Origin of the sequence: Mesosutterella multiformis (genome assembly GCF_003402575.1) — a bacterium.
Lineage (GTDB): Bacteria > Pseudomonadota > Gammaproteobacteria > Burkholderiales > Burkholderiaceae_F > Mesosutterella > Mesosutterella multiformis.
The window spans coordinates 1,019,770-1,038,046 of sequence record NZ_BGZJ01000001.1; the positions used below are offsets into that span (position 1 = coordinate 1,019,770).

At 58.2% G+C, this 18,277-nt stretch carries 16 protein-coding genes; 8 read left to right on the top strand and 8 right to left on the bottom strand.

Going from position 1 to position 18,277, the window contains the following annotated elements; all coding sequences use genetic code 11:
• Positions 1-87: 87 nt before the first annotated feature.
• On the bottom strand, positions 88-990 hold the full coding sequence (locus tag M4NBBH2_RS04795; protein WP_116269926.1) for a YicC/YloC family endoribonuclease: 903 nt from the start codon (positions 988-990) through the stop codon (positions 88-90).
• Between the two features lie 162 nt (positions 991-1,152).
• Between M4NBBH2_RS04795 and rph the strand changes: the two genes are divergently transcribed.
• The 6 genes from rph to ntrC all read left to right on the top strand — a co-directional run bounded on the left by rph (position 1,153) and on the right by ntrC (position 7,993).
• Positions 1,153-1,890: a ribonuclease PH gene (rph, locus tag M4NBBH2_RS04800; RefSeq protein ID WP_116269927.1), complete on the top strand. Its 738-nt coding sequence runs from the start codon at positions 1,153-1,155 to the stop codon at positions 1,888-1,890.
• Positions 1,891-1,914: 24 nt separating this feature from the next.
• The gene (rdgB, locus tag M4NBBH2_RS04805) at positions 1,915-2,511 is read left to right on the top strand and encodes an RdgB/HAM1 family non-canonical purine NTP pyrophosphatase (RefSeq protein ID WP_116269928.1); all 597 of its coding nucleotides are present in this window, start codon (positions 1,915-1,917) and stop codon (positions 2,509-2,511) included.
• A 5-nt stretch (positions 2,512-2,516) separates the two neighbouring features.
• Positions 2,517-3,704 carry a radical SAM family heme chaperone HemW gene (hemW, locus tag M4NBBH2_RS04810; RefSeq protein ID WP_116270592.1) on the top strand — a complete coding sequence of 396 codons (1,188 nt, stop codon included), beginning with the start codon at positions 2,517-2,519 and terminating at the stop codon, positions 3,702-3,704.
• Positions 3,705-3,949: 245 nt separating this feature from the next.
• The gene (gene glnA, locus M4NBBH2_RS04815; RefSeq protein ID WP_116269929.1) at positions 3,950-5,362 is read left to right on the top strand and encodes a type I glutamate--ammonia ligase; all 1,413 of its coding nucleotides are present in this window, start codon (positions 3,950-3,952) and stop codon (positions 5,360-5,362) included.
• Positions 5,363-5,439: 77 nt separating this feature from the next.
• Complete coding sequence (gene glnL / locus M4NBBH2_RS04820) at positions 5,440-6,543, top strand: nitrogen regulation protein NR(II) (protein ID WP_116269930.1); 1,104 nt, start codon at positions 5,440-5,442, stop codon at positions 6,541-6,543.
• A 16-nt stretch (positions 6,544-6,559) separates the two neighbouring features.
• Positions 6,560-7,993, top strand: coding sequence for a nitrogen regulation protein NR(I) (gene ntrC, locus M4NBBH2_RS04825; protein ID WP_049686653.1), 1,434 nt, complete (start codon positions 6,560-6,562; stop codon positions 7,991-7,993).
• Positions 7,994-8,020: 27 nt separating this feature from the next.
• On the opposite strand, the gene M4NBBH2_RS04830 is transcribed toward ntrC, so the two are convergent.
• A complete protein-coding gene (locus M4NBBH2_RS04830) occupies positions 8,021-8,791 on the bottom strand; it encodes a glycosyltransferase family 2 protein (RefSeq protein ID WP_116269931.1) in 771 nt (256 codons plus the stop codon).
• Between the two features lie 106 nt (positions 8,792-8,897).
• Here M4NBBH2_RS04830 and M4NBBH2_RS04835 point away from each other — a divergent pair, with 106 nt between their 5' ends.
• On the top strand, positions 8,898-9,974 hold the full coding sequence (locus M4NBBH2_RS04835; protein WP_235005585.1) for a radical SAM protein: 1,077 nt from the start codon (positions 8,898-8,900) through the stop codon (positions 9,972-9,974).
• A 5-nt stretch (positions 9,975-9,979) separates the two neighbouring features.
• Here M4NBBH2_RS04835 and xth read toward each other — a convergent pair whose 3' ends face one another.
• The 5 genes from xth to M4NBBH2_RS04860 form a co-directional block, all read right to left on the bottom strand.
• Complete coding sequence (xth, locus tag M4NBBH2_RS04840) at positions 9,980-10,771, bottom strand: exodeoxyribonuclease III (protein ID WP_116269933.1); 792 nt, start codon at positions 10,769-10,771, stop codon at positions 9,980-9,982.
• Positions 10,768-12,804 carry a M3 family metallopeptidase gene (locus M4NBBH2_RS04845; RefSeq protein ID WP_116269934.1) on the bottom strand — a complete coding sequence of 679 codons (2,037 nt, stop codon included), beginning with the start codon at positions 12,802-12,804 and terminating at the stop codon, positions 10,768-10,770. Before M4NBBH2_RS04845 ends, xth begins: the two co-directional genes overlap by 4 nt.
• Before the next feature lie 94 nt (positions 12,805-12,898).
• Positions 12,899-13,765, bottom strand: a complete 867-nt coding sequence (gene folD, locus M4NBBH2_RS04850) for a bifunctional methylenetetrahydrofolate dehydrogenase/methenyltetrahydrofolate cyclohydrolase FolD (RefSeq protein WP_116269935.1) — start codon at positions 13,763-13,765, stop codon at positions 12,899-12,901.
• A 30-nt stretch (positions 13,766-13,795) separates the two neighbouring features.
• Positions 13,796-14,467, bottom strand: coding sequence for a response regulator transcription factor (locus tag M4NBBH2_RS04855; protein ID WP_022443836.1), 672 nt, complete (start codon positions 14,465-14,467; stop codon positions 13,796-13,798).
• A gap of 97 nt (positions 14,468-14,564) precedes the next feature.
• The gene (locus M4NBBH2_RS04860) at positions 14,565-16,925 is read right to left on the bottom strand and encodes a PAS domain-containing sensor histidine kinase (protein ID WP_116269936.1); all 2,361 of its coding nucleotides are present in this window, start codon (positions 16,923-16,925) and stop codon (positions 14,565-14,567) included.
• 184 nt (positions 16,926-17,109) lie between these two features.
• Between M4NBBH2_RS04860 and rpiA the strand changes: the two genes are divergently transcribed.
• The gene (gene rpiA, locus M4NBBH2_RS04865; protein ID WP_116269937.1) at positions 17,110-17,769 is read left to right on the top strand and encodes a ribose-5-phosphate isomerase RpiA; all 660 of its coding nucleotides are present in this window, start codon (positions 17,110-17,112) and stop codon (positions 17,767-17,769) included.
• An 81-nt stretch (positions 17,770-17,850) separates the two neighbouring features.
• Here the strand turns inward: rpiA and M4NBBH2_RS04870 are convergent, their stop codons facing one another.
• Entirely contained in the window at positions 17,851-18,135 is a 285-nt protein-coding gene (locus M4NBBH2_RS04870) for an oxidative damage protection protein (protein ID WP_116269938.1), read from the bottom strand.
• Between the last annotated feature and the right edge of the window lie 142 nt (positions 18,136-18,277).

Consider the following 18,277-nt stretch of genomic DNA (forward strand, 5'->3'; position numbering starts at 1 on the left):
GACGGAAAATGGTGTGAAATAAAAAAAGCCCCGCGGAGGCGGGACTTTCAAAAGAATCCAGAGCGGCGTAACCCGCTCTTTCTTCTGTTACTCCAGATTCTGGATCTGCTCGCGCATCTTCTCGATATTAAGTTTCAGATCGAGAGAAGCATTGGTCATCTCGATTGCCACAGCCTTGGAGCCCAGAGTATTTGCTTCGCGGTTCAGTTCCTGCATGAGGAAGTCGAGGCGGCGGCCGACAGGACCGCCAGCGGTCAGCACACGGCGGACTTCATTGACGTGGGTGATGAGGCGGTTGATTTCCTCAGCCACATCCATGCGGAGAGCGTAGAGCGTAAGTTCTGCGCGGATCCGTTCGTTCACGTCTTCCGGCGTCAGGGAAGACTTATCGGAAAGCGCTTGGGTGAGTGCCTCAGAGAGCCGTTCCTCGAGCTTCGACTTCATGGCGGCAAGAATGTCAGGGAGTCGGGACGCGATATCGCGGGCGATTCCCTCGATGTTGTCGCAGTACCCCAGAAGCACTTTGGCAAGAGCCGCGCCTTCGCGTTCGCGGGAGGCGAGGAAGGCATCCAGCGCGCGGTTCAGCGCGTCGAGAACGTCTTTTGACACCTGCTCCGCGTCGACGGAATCAGACGTAAGAACGCCGGGGTAAGAGAGAATTTCGCTGACAGAGAGCGCGCGGGCTTCCGGGAAGGCTTTGAGCGCTTCCCCCTGCAGGGACGCGAGCGTCGTGAGAGCAGACGGGCTCAGACGTGACGTGGCACCGAGCGTCTCAGACTTAAGGGAGAGCCGGCACTCCATCTTGCCGCGCTTTACGCGGGAACCGATCGTTTCACGGATGGCTGATTCCAGAGAGTGGAGATCATCAGGAATTCTGAGCGTGAGATCGAGAAAACGGGAATTGACGGAGCGCAGTTCGACAGTGAGCTGGCCGGACGCGATCGCTGACTGGATCGTCGCGTAACCTGTCATGCTGAAAACGGATGCCATAAGATATATCCTTGTCCGAGTTTGCTGGATGCCTCTGCCTGCGATGCGAAAGTCCAGGCGGAAGGCGCATGCAGATTGTAACGGTTTTGGGATCATCAACAGGGAAGCGCGGGCTCAGGTCAGCCCTGCGGCTCTGTTTCATCAGATACACGCAGCGACGGGCTGCAGGGAGAAAGCGAAGTGGAACGTACGAACGGCCGGAAAGCAGATGAAAAACGGAGCGTAAAAATTACGCGCCACTTCACGAAGTACGCCGAGGGCTCTGTCCTGATTGAAGACGGCGAAACGCAGGTTCTCTGCACGGCCTCGGTGATCACGGGCGTTCCTTCCTGGCTTAAGGGCCGGGGTGAAGGCTGGGTGACCGCGGAATACGGACTGCTGCCGCGCGCGACCGGAACCCGTACGGACCGTGAAGCCGCGAAGGGAAAGCAGACCGGCCGGACTCAGGAGATTCAGCGTCTGATCGGCCGCAGCCTCCGCGCGGTGATCGACCGCAAGGCGCTTGGCGAAAACACGATCAAGATCGACTGCGATGTGCTGCAGGCTGACGGCGGTACCCGCTGCGCCTCGATTACGGGTGCCTATGTGGCACTCGCAGACGCGGTTAACTGGATGATTTCCAAGGGACTCATTGAAAAGAGTCCGCTCAAGGACTCGGTGTCCGCGATTTCTGTCGGCATGAGCGAAGGTCAGCCGGTGCTCGACCTCGACTACGTGGAAGATTCTTCGAGCGACACCGATATGAATGTCGTCATGACGGGGAGCGGCGCTTTTGTGGAAATCCAGGGCACGGCTGAAGGCGATCCCTTCACGCGCGATGATCTGAACCGCCTGCTTGACCTTGCGGAAAAGGGCAATAAGGAACTTGCCGAGGCGCAGAACGAAGCGCTGAAGGCCTGAAAGAAACCATTTGGAGATCGACGGATGAAGCGTCTGGTTCTGGCCTCGGATAATCCGGGGAAAATTCGTGAATTCAATAAGCTCTTCGCTCCTCTCGGGATTGAAGTGGTGGCTCAGGGGTCGCTTGGCGTCACGCCCGCCGAGGAGCCCTTTGAGACATTCCTTGAAAACTGCCTCGCAAAGGCCCGCAATGCCTCCCGTCAGACGGGACTCCCGGCAATCGCGGATGATTCCGGGATCTGCGTGGACGCCCTGGGGGGAGCCCCCGGCGTTCATTCCGCCCGCTTTGCCGGTCTGCCGAAAAGCGATGCCCGCAATAACGAGCTTCTCATCAGCCGGCTTCAGGGCGAAGCAAACCGCAAGGCTCACTATGTCTGCGTTCTGATCGGAGTTAAGTCGGCAGACGATCCTGATCCGCTGGTGGCGACCGGTTACTGGCACGGCGAAATTGTGGATACGCCCCGGGGTGAGAACGGTTTTGGCTATGACCCGTACTTCTTCCTTCCGCAGGAAGGAAAGACCGCGGCCGAGCTTTCCGAGGAAGAAAAGAACAGCGTGAGCCATCGCGGCCAGGCGGTTCAGGGCCTTCTCTCGCTTCTCAGGAATCACTGGGGGTGGTGAGCCGCATGAAGACGCTTCCGGGCACGGGCGGAGTGCCGGTTCCGGAGAGCAGCCGCATCCCGCTCTCCCTCTATATTCATTGGCCCTGGTGCGTCCGCAAGTGTCCTTACTGCGACTTCAATTCGCGTCCGGTGATGGGAGCTCTGCCGACAGAGACCTATGTATCGCTGCTGCTTCGCGATCTGGAGTCTCAGCTCGAGTATCTCAGGCCCGGAAGACGTCTTGAGACGATCTATATCGGCGGCGGTACTCCCTCTCTCATGGCAGGGAAGGAGATTGGAACTCTGCTGCAGGGAGTCCGGAATCTGATTGAGGTATCGCCCGAGTGTGAGATCTCAATGGAAGCGAATCCGGGGACGGTGGAATCCGATTCCCTGATCCGCTACCGCGAGGCCGGGGTTAACCGGCTGTCACTTGGAGTTCAGAGTTTTAATGACCGGGAGCTCCGGATTCTCGGCCGCATTCATTCCGCGGACGATGCGAGAGCAGCAATCCGTCAGGCCGCAGCAGCCTTTGATAATTTCAATATCGACATTATGTTCGGCCTTCCGGGGGAGACCCGGGAGTCGCTTGCCGAGGATCTGCGGGAAGCAATCGGATCCGGCAGCACGCATCTCTCTTTTTATCAGCTCACGATTGAGGAGGGAACAGCCTTTGCCCGACGGGTGCCGGAAGGAATTCCGGATCCGGATACGCTCGCTGAAATGGGAGACCTGGTGCTGAGTGAACTTGCCCGTGCGGGGTTCAGGCGTTACGAAGTGTCGGGATACGCGCAGGAAGGGCGCCGCTGCCGCCATAACCTGAACTACTGGGGCTACGGCGACTATCTGGCGATCGGGGCCGGAGCTCATGGAAAGATCAGTGATGAGCGGGGCGTCTTCCGCTACGCCCAGACAGGGGATCCGAGGCGCTATATGGATAACGTCCGGACGCTGGAGACGCCATTCCAGGAATCCCGTTGGGTGGGACGTGATGAGCTGCCGTTTGAGTTCATGCTGGATGGGCTGAGGCTTACGGACGGGGTCACAGTCCAGTCGTTTGAGGAAAGAACCGGGCTCGGTTACAGCGTGATCGAGCCGGCAGTGAACGAGGCAGTGGGCGAAGGACTTCTCACCGCGGAAAGCGGCCGTCTTGTGCCAACCGCCAGGGGGCTCGACTTCCTTTCCGATCTTCAGGAGCTTTTCCTGCCCTGATCCGGTGCCCTGTAAAGTGTTGCCGATTGAAAAAATCTCATTTTTGGGGAGCAGATGCACTATCATGGTGCATGGTTCTGCCTCATTTTGATTCGCGCAGACGGTGAAATTCTGACCGTCTGCCGGAGAAGGGCTATTTGCTGAGGTTTTGCTGAAAAGTAAAAACTGGCACGGTAGTTGCTTATATATGGGCGAATGCCAGGGAGAAATGCTCTCCCGGCCCAAGATTGATTTAGGAGAAAAAGATGACGACGGCTAATGACGTCCTCCAGATGGTCAAAGACAACGACGTGAAGTTCGTTGGCTTCCGCTTTACTGATACGCTCGGCAAAGAGCAGAGCGTCACGATCCCCGCAGATCAGCTGACTGAAGACCAGTTCGAAGTGGGCCACGTCTTTGACGGTTCCTCGATCAAGGGCTGGAGAGGCATCGAGGCCTCCGACATGCTGCTGCTTCCGGATCCGGAAACGGCCCGCATGGACCCCTTCCGTGAGCAGAACACGCTGCTGCTCACCTGCGACGTTGTGGAACCGGACACGGGCAAGGGTTACGAACGTGATCCCCGCTCCCTCGCGAAGCGCGCTGAAGCCTATTTGAAGTCCACCGGCATCGGCGACACCGCTTACTTTGGTCCGGAACTCGAGTTCTTCATTTTCGACAGCGTCCGCTATCGCAATGATTCCCAGGACTGCTTCTACAAGATTGAAAGCGAAGAGGCTCCCTGGTCCACCGGCCTCAAGTATGAAGGCGGCAACCTGGCCCACCGCGCCCTGACGAAGGGCGGCTATTTCCCGGTTCCGCCGGTTGATAAGCTGATGGACATCCGTGCTGAAATGTGCACGCTGCTCGCTCAGCAGGGCATCCCGGTTGAAGTGCATCACCACGAAGTGGGCGCTGCCGGCCAGTGCGAAATCGGCACCCGTTTCTCCTCCCTCGTGCAGCGTGCTGACTGGTCCCAGATCCAGAAGTACACGATCTGGAACGTGGCGGCCGCTTACGGCAAGACCGCGACCTTCATGCCGAAGCCCTATCCGGGTGACAACGGCTCTGGCATGCACTGCAACCAGTCGATCTGGAAGGACGGCAAGAACGTCTTCGCGGGCAACGGCTACGCCGGTCTGTCTGAAACGGCGCTTTACTACATCGGCGGCATCATCAAGCACGCCCGTGCCCTGAATGCTTTCACGAACCCGTCGACCAACTCCTACAAGCGTCTGGTCCCGGGCTTTGAAGCTCCGGTGAAGCTCGCCTACTCGGCCTGCAACCGTTCCGCCGCTATCCGTATTCCGAAGGTGTTCAGCGAAAAGGGCCGCCGCGTTGAAGTCCGCTTCCCGGATCCCACGGCTAACTCCTACCTCGCCTTCTCGGCTCTGCTGATGGCCGGTCTCGACGGCATCCAGAACAAGATCAACCCGGGCGATCCGGCTGATAAGAACCTGTACGATCTGCCGCCCGAAGAGAACGCCAAGATCCCGACGGTCTGCAGCGATCTCTCTGAAGCCCTGGCTTACCTCGATCAGGACCGCGAGTTCCTGACCCGTGGCGGTGTCTTCACGAATGACCTGATCGACGCCTACATCGCGGTGAAGCAGGAAGAAGTGACGACGTACCGCGCTGCGGTGCACCCGCTCGAGTACGCGCTCTACTTCGCGAGCTAACGCGCTTGCGTAAGCAGTAAGCAGCAGAGGAGGGGGATTTTTCCCCCTCTTTTTTTCAATAAACGGCGGAGGGCTGAATGACGAAGAACGCGGCGTGGCCTGAGGGCTCTTTTCTCGATTCCCTCGCAACGGGTGTCCTCGCGACGGACCCGAAGGGAAAGATCGTCTATGCCAATGCGGCGAGTGAGATCCTTTCAGGAGCCTCAAAGAACCGCCTGCTTGGTATTTCTGCCGAAGCCGTTTTTCCATCAGCCCGCCGCTGGACCGAGCGTTTTCTGTCGGATACCGTCCGGGGGGAGCCAACCCTCACCGAGCGGACTGAAATGTTCTGCCCGAGCAATCCGACAGAAAGCCGGAAGGTCCGTGTGACGGTCAGCCGTTTCCCGGGAACCGGCGGCATTCTGATGGAAGTGTCGGATCTTGGAGCCGTGCTGATCGCGGAGAATGAGGCGCAGAAGGTAGGGCTCTCGGAAACCAGCCGTCAGGTGCTCCGGAACCTCGCTCACGAAATCAAGAACCCGCTCGGCGGAATCCGGGGCGCGGCGCAGCTCCTCGAAGGGGAGCTCACGAATCCGGAGCTCCGTGAGTACACCGGAGTCATCATCAGCGAGGCGGACCGGCTGCAGAATCTCGTTGACCGGCTGCTCGCCCCTTACCGCACGGGGCGGTCGCTTTCTGACATCAACATCCACGAAGTGCTGGAGCGGGTCCGGCAGATCATTCTGGCTGAGTTTCCGAAGGGACTCTCTTTTATCCGGGACTATGACGTTTCGGTTCCAACACTCCGGGGTGACCGTGAGCAGCTGCTGCAGGTGTTTCTCAATATCGAAAAAAATGCAGCCGAGGCGCTTGACGGAAAGATTGCCGAAGGCACGGCTGAGATCCGGGTGATAACGCGCGTGGCCCAGCAGGTGCAGATCGGGCTCAGGCGTTACCGGCTCGCGCTTTCCATTCATATCCAGGATAACGGTCCGGGGGTTCCGCCAGAAATCCGGGATCGGATCTTCTATCCGCTCGTGACCGGGAAAGCGAATGGGAGCGGTCTTGGACTCTCACTCGCGCAGAATTTCATACGCCAGCATGACGGATCGATCGATGTGGAGAGCGAACCCGGGAAAACCGATTTCCGGATTCTTCTGCCGCTCTCTCCGCCTGAGACCGGCGATATCAGCCCAGCGTGATTAAGGAGAAAAGCTCATGAATGAAGTCTGGATTGTGGATGATGACCGCTCGATCCGCTGGGTTCTGGAAAAGGTGCTGACAAAGGCGGGGTTCACCTGCCGGTCTTTTTCTGACGGAAATGCGGCCTGGACCGCCCTGCAGAATGACTGCCCCGGCGTGCTGATCTCCGATATCCGGATGCCGGGTCCCAATGGCATCGATCTTCTCACGCGCATCAAGGAAAAGTATCCGAAGCTTCCCGTGATCATTACCACGGCGTTTTCCGATCTGGAAAGCGCGGTGTCCGCTTTCCAGAAGGGGGCGTTTGAATATCTGCCGAAGCCCTTTGACATCAATAAAGCGGTCCAGCTTGTGCAGCGCGCGATGGCGGATCAGGAGCCCTCTGCCGCGGCTGACGAAGCTGAGGAAAATGAGGAAGAGGGACATGGGACGCTGGAGCTGATCGGGAAGGCCCCGGTGATGCAGGATGTCTTCCGGGCGATTGGCAGACTGTCTCACTCCAGCATGACTGTCCTGATTACGGGTGAATCCGGCGCCGGCAAAGAGGTCGTGGCCCGGGCTCTGCACCGCAGCAGCCCGAGAAGCAAAGCCCCTTTCATCGCGCTCAACATGGCGGCAATTCCCCGTGAGCTGATGGAGTCTGAACTCTTTGGCCACGAGCGGGGCGCTTTCACCGGAGCCCTCGCGACACGAAGCGGCCGGTTTGAGCAGGCTGACGGCGGTACGCTGTTTCTCGACGAAATCGGCGATATGCCGATGGAGCTTCAGACGAGACTTCTCCGGGTGCTTTCAGACGGAAATTTCTATCGGGTGGGCGGCCATCAGCCGCTGCACGCCGATGTGCGGATCATCGCAGCGACGAACCAGAATCTCGAGCGCCGTGTGGCGGAGGGGAAGTTCCGTGAGGATCTGTTCCACCGGCTTAATGTGATCCGGATCCGGCTCCCATCGCTTAAAGAGCGATCCGAGGATATCCCGCTTCTTGCTCACCACTTTCTGATCCGGACCGCGAAGGAGCTTGGGGTTGAAGTAAAGCGGCTTGAGCCGGACGCGATGGAAGCGCTGACCCGCTACCCCTTCCCGGGAAACGTGCGTCAGCTGGAAAACGTCTGCCGCTGGATTACGGTCATGGCCCCCTCTCAGAATGTGAGAGCGGAGGATCTGCCTGAGGAAGTGAGGAACTGGGAGGCCGGGAAGGACGCCGCGCTTCCCGAAGGACACATGGGGGCGCTTTCAGACTGGAAGGACGCGCTTTCGCAGACCGTTTCCGATATGCTCGACCGCGGCGCACCCGATATCATGGAGTCGCTCCGGAATCAGTTTGAGAGGACGGTGATTGAGGCCGCTCTTGAAAAGACATCCGGCCGCAGAATCGACGCGGCGGCCCGGCTTGGCATGGGCCGGAACACCATCACGCGGAAGATCAAGGAACTGCGGATGGAGGAGTAGACATCCGGCAGAGCCTGAGAGATTTTCTCAGGCTTCTTTTTTATTCGCCGCGGTGCGCTGAAGCTCGTGCAACTTCAGATACTTCATCATCGTGTAGGAAAAGTTGAGGAAACAGAGGTAGGTTCCAAGAGCACCGTCGAGGAACCCGAGCTTCAGGATCAGCATTTTGAAGAAGCTGCCTGCGCTGTGCCCGAAGATCCCGCCAAGCGATGTTCTGCGTCCCTGGCGGAAAGCGTTCTCGGCCCAGAGCGTTGAGTAGAGACTCATCTTCCGCTCCCAGGATCTCCAGTCAGCATACGTGTAGTGCTCCATGTAGCCGGGCAGTGTTTTTTCCTGGAGGCTGCACTCCGGATGCTCGTGAACCTGGTTCACCCAGGTCACCTCCGTTCTCGGGAAGAGCCTCGTTACCCAGTTGGGGCCGATCACGCCGTGGCGGAATGTTTTTCCGAAGGCGCAGCAGAGTCTGAGCATGCGGTATGCGGCGGGTTCCGCTCCCGGCTCCGTGGCGCGGCGGATCGCGGAGGCGAGTTCCGGTGTCAGATGTTCGTCCGCGTCGAGGTAGAGCACCCACGTCGCGTCGGTTGCCGAGAGGCCGAAGTTCCGCTGAGCCGAAAAGTCATTTGTCCAGGCCCGGTAGACCACCCGGGCACCGGCTTTTTCCGCGATTTCCACTGTCCGGTCCGTACTGCCGCTGTCGATCAGAATCACTTCGTCCGTACATTGCCTGGCGCTCTGTATGGTTTCCGCAATATTCTTTTCTTCATTCTTTGTGAGGATCAGTACAGCAAGATTATTCATGGAGATACGGCCGGACCAAATGTTGGATAAGTAGATGCATTTTAATCGCCGGAGGATACCTGTCCATGAGGGAGGATGAGAAAACGGAAAGCCGGGAGGCTTTAAAATGACGCCTTTGCCCAATCAGGAAAACTGCTCGATGGAGTTCATAGTGAATGACGGCGCGCCGCGCCTGAGTGATGTAACGGAGAAGCTGCGGTCGCTCAGAGCGAAGGAGCAGCATCTGAGAGGCATTGCGCGGGCCTGGCTTGGGAGGGCCGCGTGGCCGGGAGAGGATGATCTCCGGTTTCCGGAACCCGTGAGGGAAGCGCTGCCCGAACTCAGGCGGTATCTTGACTCGCTCGTGGTGCCCGCGCTGCGAAGCGGGGGCGGGGACGGCAGATCAGAAAAACTTCTGATGAAGCTTCGGGACGGAGAGACCGTGGAAACGGTCGTGCTCCCGAAGGATGGCGTCTGCGTGTCGACTCAGGTGGGGTGCGCTGTGGGCTGCGCGTTCTGCATGACGGGCCGCTCGGGACTCATCCGGCAGCTTGGAAGCGCCGAGATCGCGGCCCAGGTGGCTGCGGCCCGCCGGATCAATCCCGGTATCCGGAAAGTCGACTTTATGGGGATGGGGGAGCCGTCCCACAATCTCCGGGCCGTTCTCGAAGCGGTCCAGTTTCTCGGTACTTATGGGGATTTCGGGCATAAGAGCCTGGTCATTTCGACGGTTGGGGATCCGAGGATATTTGATGCGCTGCTCAGCCTGAAGCCAACAGATGTCCGGCCGGGACTCGCGGTATCGCTTCACTCGGCTATTGATGAGAAGCGCCGGCATCTGATCGCGAAACCCGGAGCGCTTTCCGTCGCAGAAATCATCAGCCGCGCCCAGGCGTATTCGGACGCGGTGAAGTATCCGGTTCAGTATGAGTGGGTGCTGATCCGCGGCGTGAATGACGGGAAGGATGAGATTGAGAAACTCGCCTGCCTTCTTGAAGGGAAAAACGCGATGCTGAACTTCATCCCGGTGAACCGGGTGGAGGGATCGGACTTTGTGCGGCCCGACAAAGAAAAGTGTCTGGAGCTTGCGGAAATCCTCCGCTCCCGAGGGATTGTTGCCAAAATCCGCGTCTCCGCGGCTCAGGATGTGGAGGGCGGGTGCGGGCAGCTCCGAGCCCGCACTCTGAAGAATTTTCAGCTCTGAGAGACTCAGAGACTGAGTTCCAGCACCACCGGAGCGTGGTCGGAAGGCTGCGGCAGCTCCCGGTAGGCGCGCCGGATTTTCACGGATTCAATCTTTCCGACGAGCGGATCGCTGACGAGCGTATGGTCAATCCGCGCGCCCTGATCACGAAGGAGAGCGTTATTGCGGTAATCCCACCAGCTCCAGTCACCTTCCGTGACCGGTGCTTTTCTGAACGCGTCCGTGAGTCCCAGGGCAATAAGGGAGTTGAAGGCGTCGCGCTCCGCGTCAGAGACGAGGATGTGTCCCTTCCAGCCTTCCGGATCCCAGATATCCTCGTCAGTAGGCGCCACATTCATGTCGCCCACCAGAATAAGGTTGGGGTCCGTACGGAGGCGCGCTTCAATCGCGGACCTGAGCGCGCAGAACCACTCAAGCTTATAGAGATACTTCGCCGCGCCCGGGGCCTGACCGTTTGGGAAATAACCGCAGACGAACCGGAACGACGCTCCTGACTGAGCCGTAATGGTCGCCGCGGCAAGACGCTTCTGAGGATCCGGATAGCCCGGGATTCCGAACGATGCGTCCGACACGGCCACTGATTCGTCACGGGTCAGGATAGCGACTCCGTTATAAGCCTTATGCCCTGAGAAGAGACAGCTGTATCCGAGTTTCCGGATTTCATCTTCCGGGAACTTGTCGTCATCGACTTTGGTTTCCTGAAGCCCGATCACGTCGCACTGCTCATCCTGCAGAAACTGCAGAACGTGCGGTAGCCGGACGCGCAGGGAGTTGACGTTCCAGGTCGCGATTTTCATTTGTCTTCACTCATGCCGGAGTGGCGAAGCAGGGCGTCCACCGTGGGCTTGCGTCCGCGGAAGGCAACGAAGCTTTCCATCGCGGGGCGGGAGCCGCCGCGGGAAATCACTTCGTCAAGCCACTTCTTGCCGATTTCAGGACTGACAACACCGTTTTCCTCGAAGAGCGAGAAAGCGTCCGCGGAAAGCACTTCAGCCCACTTGTAGCTGTAGTAGCCAGCCGCGTAGCCGCCCGCGAAGATGTGCGAGAAGCTCATCGGGAAGCGGTTCTCGGGGATCACCGGGATTACGCAGACTTCCTTGCGGACCTGATTCAGCAGATGTAGCACGCTGTCATGCTCCGGATCGAAGTCCATGTGAAGGAGCATGTCGAAAAGCGCGAATTCAAGCTGACGCACCATCGCCATGCCGGACTCGAAATTCTTCGCTGCCACCATCTTGTCGAAGAGCGCGCGCGGGAGCGGTTCACCCGTCACGTCATGCTTCGAAATGGATTCAACGACAGACCAGTCCCAGCAGAAGTTTTCCATGAACTGCGAGGGCATTTCCACCGCGTCCCATTCAACGCCGGAAATGCCGGAGACCTCAGCCTCATCAACCCGGGTAAGGAGATGGTGAAGGCCGTGGCCGAACTCATGGAAGAGCGTCTGCACTTCGTCATGCGTCATCGTGGCGGTCTTGCCGGGCGCGGGTTTCGTGAAGTTGCAGACCTGATAGGAAACCGGTGTATCGAGCTTGCCCTTGTAGAGGCGGCGGGTTCTGTCGCCATCCATCCAGGCGCCGCCCCGTTTCGTGGGACGGGCATAGAGGTCAAAGTAGAACTGGGCGATCAGTTTGCCGTTCTTATCTTCAATCCGGAAGAACTTCACATCCGGATCCCAGACGCTTGCGTGATCCTCGCGGATATGAATGCCGTAGAGCGTTTCGACAAGATGGAAGAGTCCCTTGAAGACCGCGTCCTGCGTGAAGTAGTGCTTCACTTCCTCGTCAGAGAAGGCGTAGCGCGCCTGACGGAGTTTTTCCGCAGCGAAGCTGAGATCCCAGGGCTGAAGCGATTCGATGCCGAGTTCCTTCGCGGCAAATTCCCGTAGCTCCTCCATATCCTTCAGCGCGTAGGGGCGGCTCTTCTTATTCAGATCACGCAGGAATCCGACCACCTGTTCGGGGGTCTCAGCCATCTTCGTCGCGAGAGAATATTCAGCGTAGTTACGGAAACCGAGGAGAGACGCGAGCTTCTTTCTGAGCTCAAGCGTTTCACGGATCACCGGCGTGTTATCGAACTTATCGGGGCCGAGTTCGGAAGCGCGGGTCGAGAACGCCCGGTAGGCTTCCTCACGCAGCGCGCGGTCTTCCGCGTACTGGAGCACGGGGATGTAAGAGGGGAACTGGAGCGTGATCCGATAGCCTTCCTTGCCGGCCTGTTTTGCGGTTTCGCTGAAAAGCAGACGGGCGTCCTCGGGGATGCCCTTCAGGCGGGAATCATCCGCGAGATCGAGCGTCCAGGCGTTCGTCGCGTCGAGGAGGTTTTCGGAGAACTTCTGAGAGAGGGCGGAAAGCCGCTCGCTGATCGCCTTCACTTCCTGGCGCTCAGACTCAGGGAGCTCCGCGCCGGAAAGGCGGAAGTCCCGCAGCTCATCATTGATGATTTTCTGGCGGACAGGTGTCAGGGACTCAAACCCGGCGGCGTCATGCATCGCCTTGTACTTTCCGTACAGGCTCTCATTCTGAGAGAGTCCGATCCAGAACTGCGTGACCTCAGGGAGCATCTCGTTAAAGACGCTGCGGAGCGCCTCGCTGTCATTCACGGACATCAGGTGGCTCACGGCACCCCAGGCGCGGGATAGACGGAGTGTCGCCGTGGTGAGAGTCTCGGCGACCGAGTCAAAATCCGCGGGCACTTCAGGCTTCGTCACGGCGTCCAGCGTCTTCTGTGCTTCAGCAATCAGTTCCCGGATAGCCGGCGCGACATGCTCAGGGCGGATCGCCGCGAAATCGATAAGACCGTCAAGATTAAGAAGGGGATTCTGCGACATAGACAAATACTTTTTCCTAAATGAATAGCTGTAAAAAGAAAAAAGCTTCCGGCAACAGACGCGGGAAGCTTTTTTCCTCGTGAATGCTTGATGATTAGTTTAGCGACTTCCCGAATTTGCCCAAGGCGGCGCTCACGGTGTTCGTGAGGAGCATCGCGATCGTCATCGGGCCGACACCGCCCGGAACGGGGGTGACGTAGGAGGCCTTTTCGAGGACGGATTCGGTATTCACGTCGCCGCAGAGCTTGCCGTTTTCGTCGCGGTCCATACCGACGTCGATCACGACTGCGCCTTCCTTCACGTAGTCAGCGGTCACCAGTTTCGCGCGGCCGACGGCGACGACGAGGAGATCGGCTTCACGGCAGACAGCCGGAAGATCCTTCGTGCGGCTGTGAGCGATCGTCACGGTAGCGTTCCGTTCAAGGAGCATCAGCGCCATGGGTTTGCCGACAATATTGCTGCGGCCGACCACAACGGCGCGTTTGCCCGAGCAGTCGAAACCGATTGAGTCGAGCATCTCGGCGATGCCGGCAGGCGTGCAGGGACGGAAACCCGGGCGTCCGACGAGAAGGCGTCCGGCGCTGTTCACATGGAAACCGTCAACATCCTTATCGGGGCTGATCGTGTCGATGACTTTCAGATCCGAGATGTGCTTCGGAAGCGGCAGCTGCACGAGAATGCCGTCAACTGACGGGTCTTCATTCAGGCTGCGCACGAGGTTAAGGAGGTCTTCCTCGGAGGTGCTTTCCGGAAGACGCTTTTCAATCGAGCGGATGCCGGCTTCTTCACAGGCCTTGATCTTGTTGCGGACATAGACCTGGCTCGCCGGATTTTCGCCCACGAGGACGACTGCGAGCCCCGGACGGTAGCCGTGCTCAGCTTCAAGCTGAGCAACCTTCACCTTCATATCGGCGCGGATTTTTGCGGCGAGCGCCTTGCCGTCAATCAGTTTTGCTGTCATTCGTTCTCTGTCTGTTCGGTAATGTGCGGTTTACTTGGCGGCCTGGGATCCATCGAGGAATTTGGCCGGCTGTGACGTGTCCATCACGACACGCATAAGATCCGCAACGGTACCAGAATTTGTCTTATCCATGATGCTCGCGCGGTGAGCCTCAACCGTCTTGATTGAAATGCCAAGGTCATCGGCGATCTGCTTATTGAGACGGCCGGCAACAATGCGTTCCAGCACCTGCTGTTCGCGCGGCGTGAGCTTCGCGAGCAGCGCCTCGTTCAGACTCTGACGCTCATTCTTCATACGGCGTTCGCGCGCTTCGTTCAGCATGTGCTCCACCTGAGCCTTCAGAGCGGCCTGCTGGAAGGGCTTCTCAATAAAGTCGACCGCGCCTTTCTTCAGAGCGCGGACCGCCATCGGCACATCGCCGTGACCGGTAATGAAGATGATCGGCAGATCGGCTTTTCTCGCGAGGAGATGCTCCTGGACCTCCAGGCCGCTCATGCCCGGCATGCGGACGTCAAGCACCAGAACAGCAATCGCGTTCGGATCGTACTTCGCGATGAAGGATTCGCCGCTGTCATAAAGCTCGACCTTATAGTCGTTTGCTTCGAGCAGCCAGCGAAGAGAGTCGCGGATGGCGTCGTCGTCATCCACGACGTAAACGGTACCCTTGGTATCCTGAGTCGATGTATTAGAAAAAACCGTCATCTGATGTCCTCACTCCTTGCGGTGTCCCGGGCCTGAATACTCAATAATCGTGCCCATTAAATAACTATAACCCTAGTTCTGCGGAAAAGCTCCTGACTTACGCCTGGAAGGCAGCGCCTTCCGTATAGGCCGGCAGTGTCAGGATGAAGATTGTGCCGCCCCCCGGATTGTCCTCGACGCGGAGCCGTCCCTGATGCATTTCTGCGATGGAGCGACAGATATTGAGGCCAATGCCCATTCCTTCCGCCTTCGTGGAGAAGAACGGTTCGAAGAGCTTCGCCTTCACGTCAGCCGGAATGCCCGGACCGTGGTCAGAAATCTCGAATGCTACCTGATGCTCAGCCTCAAGGGGCTTTACGGTAAGCGTGATCTCGTGGTTCTCGCAGGGTTCCGCGGCTTCCATGGCATTCTTCAGCAGATTGAGAAGCAGCTGCTCGATCATCACGGCGTCGCACACGACGCTGCTCACTTCAGGAGAAATATCAAGCTTCACCGTGGCGTCCCGCTTTTTCGCCTGAATCAGCGCAAGCTCCATCGTTTCATCAATCAGCTTCTGAACCGGCGTGGGTGTCATTTCAGGCGCGGTACGCTTCGCGAATGACCGGATCCGTTTGATAATCGCCGCTGCCCGCTCGGCCTGGTTTGACACTTTATTAAAGGCCTGGGCGCAGTCGCTTTCGGAAAGTTTCCCCATCTGCATCAGCGTGAGAGCGGCAGACGCGTAGTTCGTAATGGCGCCGAGCGGCTGATTCAGCTCGTGGGCGAGCGAACTCGCCATCTCACCCATCGTGATCAGGCGGGAGGAGAGCTCAGCCTTCTTTTCCTGCTGCGCGACGAGCTCCTCATTCTTCCGGCGCTCGGTGATATCGGTGGCAATCTGCAGTTCTGCCGTGAGACCGTCAGTCCAGACGAGCTCACGCTCGCGGACATCAAACCACTTGTCTTCAGGCAGATAGTGAATGATGCCGGTCAGAGTGCCGGATGAGGCATCCTTATTGGGAATCTCGGACACCAGTTTCTGATGCGGCGACGGATCGTCTCCCCAGAGGTTGTGATACGTTGGATTCGTGTAGAGCAGAATCGTTTCGCCGTTCCGTTTTCCAAGGACACTCACCGCGGAGTCAATCGAATCGAGCACCTTCGTGATGCGTTCGCGGCCGCGCGCGAGTTCGTCCGCGATTTTCTTCGCCTCCGTGATATCGGAGACCATTTCGAGCCAGCCAATCTGGTTTCCGCTGTCATCGGTGAGCGGGTTGAGTTCGATTGACGCGATGAAGGTCGTGCCGTCAGGGCGGGTGACCGTGGTCTCAAACTGACGCCGGAGATTTTCACCGTCAGTCACATCGCGCGCGAGCTTCAGATACTCGTCCCGTTCGTGCTCGGACCAGTAGCTGTAAGGGGGCATTTCTCCAGCGATCTGTTTGTTCCCGAGGCGGAAGAGATCCCGGAAAGCGCGGTTCACATAAACGATCATTCCCCGCATGTCGGTTACCCGGAGGCCGGAAGCGATGCTTTCGGACATCGCGCGTCGGATCACGGACTCCGCAAGAAGATGCCGGGATGTCCGACGCTGACGGATCTGGAAACCCGCGAGACCGAGAAACGCCACAAGAAGCGCGGTGCCAAGCCCGAGAATGGAGAGCGTCGACAGATCCTTCGTGAAAAGGAACGGACGATTGAAGGGGGACACCGAGAGCGTCACCGCGGGCGGAAGCGGCGGCAGAAGAATATCAAACGACTCCTCTGTCGTCTGAGCGACTGAGGATGTTGAAATAAACTTTTTCCCGTTCACTTTGAGTGACAGAGACGCGCGGTCAAGAAGCGAGCTCGGTGTCACCTGATGCATGAAGCCCGCAAGCGAAATGCGGGCGATGATTGCCTCATTATTAGTCGACGGAACAATGAGATTGATATAGGGGGTTGAGTTCCCCTTGTAGAAATAGGGATTCGAGAAGAGAGCGGTCTCACTGTCATGAGCGCGCTTCAGGGTTTCCAGCGTGTCCTGCATCGCGAGCTTCTGGCCCGCGGGGAGGCTGAGAGCCTCGAACGCGAATCCTGAGGCGTACGAGGTGAGCACGGTTTCATCCTTCACAAGACTGATTTCGACAATCTCGGGGCGGGACTCCATCAGGCGTCTGGCAAGCCCCTGGGCACGGGTGGATAGGCGCCAGTTCGGGTGGTGAAAAATGCTGAAGGAGTATCGGGAAACCGCTTCGCTCGTCGTCGACAGACGGGCGTCAACAGTTTCCGCGAGCAGCTCCGCGGACTGAGCAATATCATTCCGCTCATTTGTGCGGTAGATATGCGAGATATAGAGAGCGGAAATAACGAAAACCGAAAGAATCACGGCGAGCGCGATCCATGTCGCGTAGAAGCCGAAATTGCCCGGCGAGATTTCTTCCGTGCGTGAAAGCCCCTGAAATAGGCTCTCATCTTTTCGCGTTGCGAGGACTTTCATCTGTTCATCCGGGATTTCAGGTCCGCCCGATTTCCCTGTCTCCTTATGCCTGCGTCGGCACTCAGCGCCGCCGCGCCTTCCGTGCTGGATATCGCTTTAATGCGGGTTCGCCTAAAAGTTTAAGGCCTTGACTATTAAAATGAGAACCAGCAATACATCCCCCAACAAAAAAGCGATATTTCCTATGAATCAGAATGAGCTGAAGAAGGCAGCCGCGGAGCGCGCGGTGTCTTTTGTTCAGGAAGGCCGGGTTCTCGGCGTTGGTACAGGTTCTACCGTTGATTTCTTTATCGACGCGCTGGCCGCCTCCGGCAAGAAGGTTCCGGCCTGTGTTTCGAGCTCGGTCCGTTCGACCGAACATCTGGAACGCCTCGGTTTCAAGGTGCTCGATCCGAATGAAGTGGATGAGATCGAGGTCTATGTGGACGGTGCCGATGAGATCGATTCCGGCTTCCACATGGTGAAGGGCGGCGGCGGAGCGCTGACGCGGGAAAAGATTCTTGCTTCTCTCGCTCGCACTTACGTCTGCATTGCCGATGAAAGCAAGCTCGTGCCGGTGTTCGGCAGATTCCCGCTGCCGGTTGAAGTGATCCCGATGGCAGTGGGTGTTGTGAGCCGTCAGCTGAAGGCGCTCGGCGGTGAACCAAAGCTCCGTGACTTCACGACGGATAACGGCTGCAAGATTCTGGATGTTTCCGGTCTGCAGATCACGGATCCCGTGGCGCTTGAGGAAAAGATCAATCAGATCCCCGGTGTTGTGACGGTCGGTCTTTTCGCGCGGCGGGGCGCTGATGTGCTGCTGCTCGCCACGGCGGACGGCGTGAAGGAAAGCGCCGCGCTCTGATTAATGCCGGATTCCGCGGATCGGTAACAGAAAAGGCGGAGGCATATTGCTTCCGCCTTTTCTCTGCGGGATCAATCCGTCTTACTTTGCCTCGGTCGGAGGCACGTAGTTCGGCACAGCTTCAGTGCCGACGCCATCGCCGAAGAAGTACTTGTCGCACTGGTTCAGCAGGTGCTTGCGGACGTTGGGATCCGACAGATTGAGCTGGTACTCATTTACCATCATGGTCTGGAGCTGCTGCCAGCTCTGCCAGGCTTCTTTGGAAACATTCAGCCAGATCTTCTTTCCGAGTTCGCCGGGAATCGGGGGGAAGTCAAGTCCTTCGAGTTCCTTGCCGAGTTTGATGCATTTCACCATGCGTGCCATGAGTTGGGATCCTTTTCGTTAGGTGCGGCAGAACCGTGAGGCCTTCCTCAACGCTGCCGGCAGACACTTTACTCTTTTTGTTCTGTTCTTCCCGGCCGGGTACCGGGGCTGAGCCGGCAGAGGCAGAGAAGTGACTCCTATA